The organism is Streptomyces sp. NPDC126497 (assembly GCF_040302425.1).
Taxonomy (GTDB): Bacteria; Actinomycetota; Actinomycetes; order Streptomycetales; family Streptomycetaceae; genus Streptomyces.
The window spans coordinates 1-3,456 of record NZ_JBEORT010000202.1 but is presented as its reverse complement, the minus strand read 5'-3'; the positions used below and the strand labels follow the sequence as shown (position 1 = coordinate 3,456).

The following is a 3,456-nucleotide window of genomic DNA, read 5'->3' as shown; positions in this document are numbered from 1 at the left end:
GAACGACGCGACGACATCCACGAGGCCTTCCTCGGACTCGCCGTCTGTCTGATCACCTACAGGCACGTCCAGAGGCTTTGTTAGGGCCAGTAAGCAGCCGGTCACGCCCACTCCACGCCCAGCTCCCGCAGGGCGTCCAGTTGTTCCTGGGTGAGCTTGTCTCGCCTGGCACGTGTGTTCGATATCCATACGCCCAGCTTGACGATCACCGGCTCCGTCTCGCCGTCGATCACGATCTCCTCAGCGTGGCCGCGCGGAACAGGCCGGTGCACGCCCTCCCGTTCGACCCACTGTGCGAGGGCCGCGAGGCCGCGTTGGAACGCCTGCTGCGCCTTGCTCCGGTCCTTCGTCGCACCCTTGGTCGCCGGGGCGGGAGACTGCGCCTTGGTGGGCTTGATGCCGAGCGTGGTCAGTAGTTCCTGCTGCTCGCTCGACAGCTGCGCCCAGGTGGCTGGTTGTTTCTGCCGCTGCAGCCATCGTCCGATGTCGTCGCCGTCCATCAGTACGCCAGGTGCGATGTCGGGCAGGTGGCCGTCGGCGTCGACCAGGTCAGCGAGGACGCGGTAGTGGCGTTGCCAGTTAAGCGGCCACGGGCAGTTCCAGTCCTCATCGACCGCGGCCAGCTGCTGCGCGCGTTCCGCCGCCCGCTTCGGGTCCTTCCCGAGACCGCCTTTCCGGCGGAGGTTGGCCATGTGCTGCCCGACCGGCACGGGGGCGCCGCCGGCGGGGTTGTCCCAGACGGCGTCCTGGCGGGGTGCGAGGTGTCCGGTAGCTCGCCGGTAGGACCGGAGTGCGGCGAGTTTGGTCTCCCAGGCTTCTTCGCCGGGTTCCCAGACCATGCCGGCCTCGGGGGCGTCCAGCAGGGCCTTGCGCCGCTCCTCCAGCTCACCCGTCCGCAGTGCCTTTCGCTGCTGGTGGACCCACCTCCCCAGCGGAAAAGCTTTGGTCGCTCCGACCTCGGTCTCGACGTCGTAGGGCACGGCGTGCAGGCCGGTGATCTCGTTCTCTGCCCGCCAGCGGATCAGGGCCTGGTAGCCCTCGAGCCAGACCAGGGACTCGGGCCGGTACACCCGGGTACGTAGGAACGCGGCGATGGTGGCCGCGTCGCGCGGGCTGGAGAAGTGGAGCAGGGCGGCTTCGGCAGCGGCGTCGGTGTCGTCGGTCTCCTGGTCCTCGCTGTGGCCCTCTCCGCCGGCCCCCACGATCCGCCCGTCCTCATCGCGTTGGAGGTGGACCTTGCGCTTGCCGTGGGTGAGGGCGCGGGAGGCGAGCTGCTCGACCAGACGTTCGTCATGCGAGCGCAGGCCCTGGAGGACCGCTACAAGGGGGCGGAAAGAGGCGCTGGCGACCATGTCGGTGGGGTCCTCGCCGGGCTCCAAGAACACAGGCACGATGATCCTTGCCACCTTCGTGCTGCCGTCTTTGTTGAGCCGGAGCGCGCGGCCGATGTTCTGCACGATCTCCACCTGGGAGCCGCGGGTGTCCGCGAAGCAGATGGCCTCCACACCCCGTTCGCCGGTGATGTCCACGCCCTCCCCGAGCACGCGGCAGCTGGCGAGGAACGCCCGGTGCACGCGTCGGCCCGTGGCGTCGATCCCGTTGGCGAACTGGCGCAGGACCTCGCGCCGCTCGGACACGAGGTGGTCGCCGCACAGCCATGCCGACCAGACACGGTCCGGGGGTACGTGGCGGCCGGCCTCCAGCTCGTAGAAGGCCGCGTCGATCGACGACTTCGGAAGCTTCTCCGCCTTCGCCAGGTCCTCGTCGGAGGCGTCGTTCACGTACAGCTCGGCGGCGGTCTTCGGGAGCTTGTCCGCGAACGTGGCGGCCTCTTCCACTTTCTGATGGAACGTCATGACGGTCTTGAGGTTCCACTTCGCCGCGTGCTCCAGGAGCGCGGTCTGCAGGAGCGCCAGACGCCGGCCGCGCCGCGCCTCTTCGGACTCCCCGAGGGCGGGGGAGGGGTCGCGGATCTCCAGGACGTCGATCTCGAACCCGGCGAGGATCTCGCGCTCGATCGCCTCCGACAGGCCGAGCTCCGCGAGCCACGCGCCGTACGTTCCGTCCGGGTCGTCGGCCATGGTCGCGACCTCCGCCTCCTGGCCCTCCGCGCCCTTCCGCGGGCGGGCCGCGGCGAGGATGCGCGGGGTAGCGGTCAGGTAGAGCCGGAAGTCCGCCGGGATGCGGGCGTTGTCGTGGATCGCCGCCCATGGACGACCAAGATCACCGGCGGTGCCGTGCGCCTCATCCACGATCGCGAGATCGAAGCCCGCCATGCGCTGGCCATACAGGCGCTCTCCGCCCGCCAAAGCGGCCTCCAGCGGCCCGCGAACCTTCCGCTGCCCCTCGGGAGCATCGATGTCCTCGCGGTCCACCAGAGAGGCGTACGTGGCGAACACGATCACCGGCCCGGACCCGGCCCATAGAGCGAGCTGGATCGGGTTGGTGGTGGTGCGCACCCCCAGCTCGTTGAGAACCGGGTCGTTCTCCAGCGAGCACACCGCGACCATGGGCGAGCGGTGACCCACCGCCCGCCACGCCTGGGCGGTCTGCACGAGCAGGTCCAGGGTCGGCACGGTCACAAGGATCCGGCCCTCGGGGAAGCACTCCAGCGCGCACGTAGCAGCCGTGATCGTTTTACCGGACCCAGTCGCTGACACGATCGTGCCACGGGCACCCTGAGGCGGCACAGATGACCTTGCAGAAAATCCGACCCACTTTCGGAAACTCGACTTCTGCTCTATCTGGTGCTCCCTGAGCTGAATCACAGACCCCCTCACCTCTCCTATCTCGGCAATGACGACGACCCATCAGAACGTCAGATGTGATTACGGTGGAGGATGGCACGAACAGCAGCTTCGAACTCACGCACCGCCAAACCGTATTCATCGCGAGCCGCAACCCAGGCCGAATCCTGCCCGTATGAATCCCGAAGCCGATAGTACGCATCCATCAGACGGGAAGCCTGAGAGCGAAGCTGCTCACTACCAGGAGTCATGAAAAACTGGGTCGTTACCTCGTAGCGGAGAGGATCTGCAACGGCCAGATCTGACACCGCCACACCAGCTGTAGAAGCGTCAAGGAGCTGCCCACACAGCCGGTTGTACATGGAGGAGAGTCGCACACTTACTTCCACGAGTCGATTCACTTCCTCTTTGCGCCTTTCGACTCTCCGTCGAATGAAATCACCGAAGAGAACCAGAGTTCCACCGAGAATTGCCCCAAGCAGTGCCAGCACACTCTGCACTTCATCACTCCGCAACGTAGGATTCCCCATATTTCCGCCAACCCTACATGCTGCATCTAACTGATGCGTGCGATACCTCGGAACTCACGTGAACAAGCGATCCCCCTAACCACCCCCGCCCTCTTACCGCCCGGGCCGAAGGCCCGCTGACGGCACCGCGCAGCGGGGCCGGCCTCCAGGGCGCGCAGCACCCCCAGTGGCTGAAGCGC

Annotated in this window: 2 protein-coding genes; both read right to left on the bottom strand. The window is 67.0% G+C overall.

Going from position 1 to position 3,456, the window contains the following annotated elements; translation table 11 throughout:
* Positions 1 to 101: 101 nt before the first annotated feature.
* Complete coding sequence (locus tag ABTY20_RS34965; protein ID WP_352001168.1) at positions 102 to 2,768, bottom strand: DEAD/DEAH box helicase; 2,667 nt, start codon at positions 2,766 to 2,768, stop codon at positions 102 to 104.
* Between the two features lie 50 nt (positions 2,769 to 2,818).
* Positions 2,819 to 3,247 (bottom strand): hypothetical protein, encoded by a 429-nt coding sequence (locus ABTY20_RS34960; RefSeq protein ID WP_352001167.1) that lies wholly within the window; start codon positions 3,245 to 3,247, stop codon positions 2,819 to 2,821.
* Positions 3,248 to 3,456 lie beyond the last annotated feature (209 nt).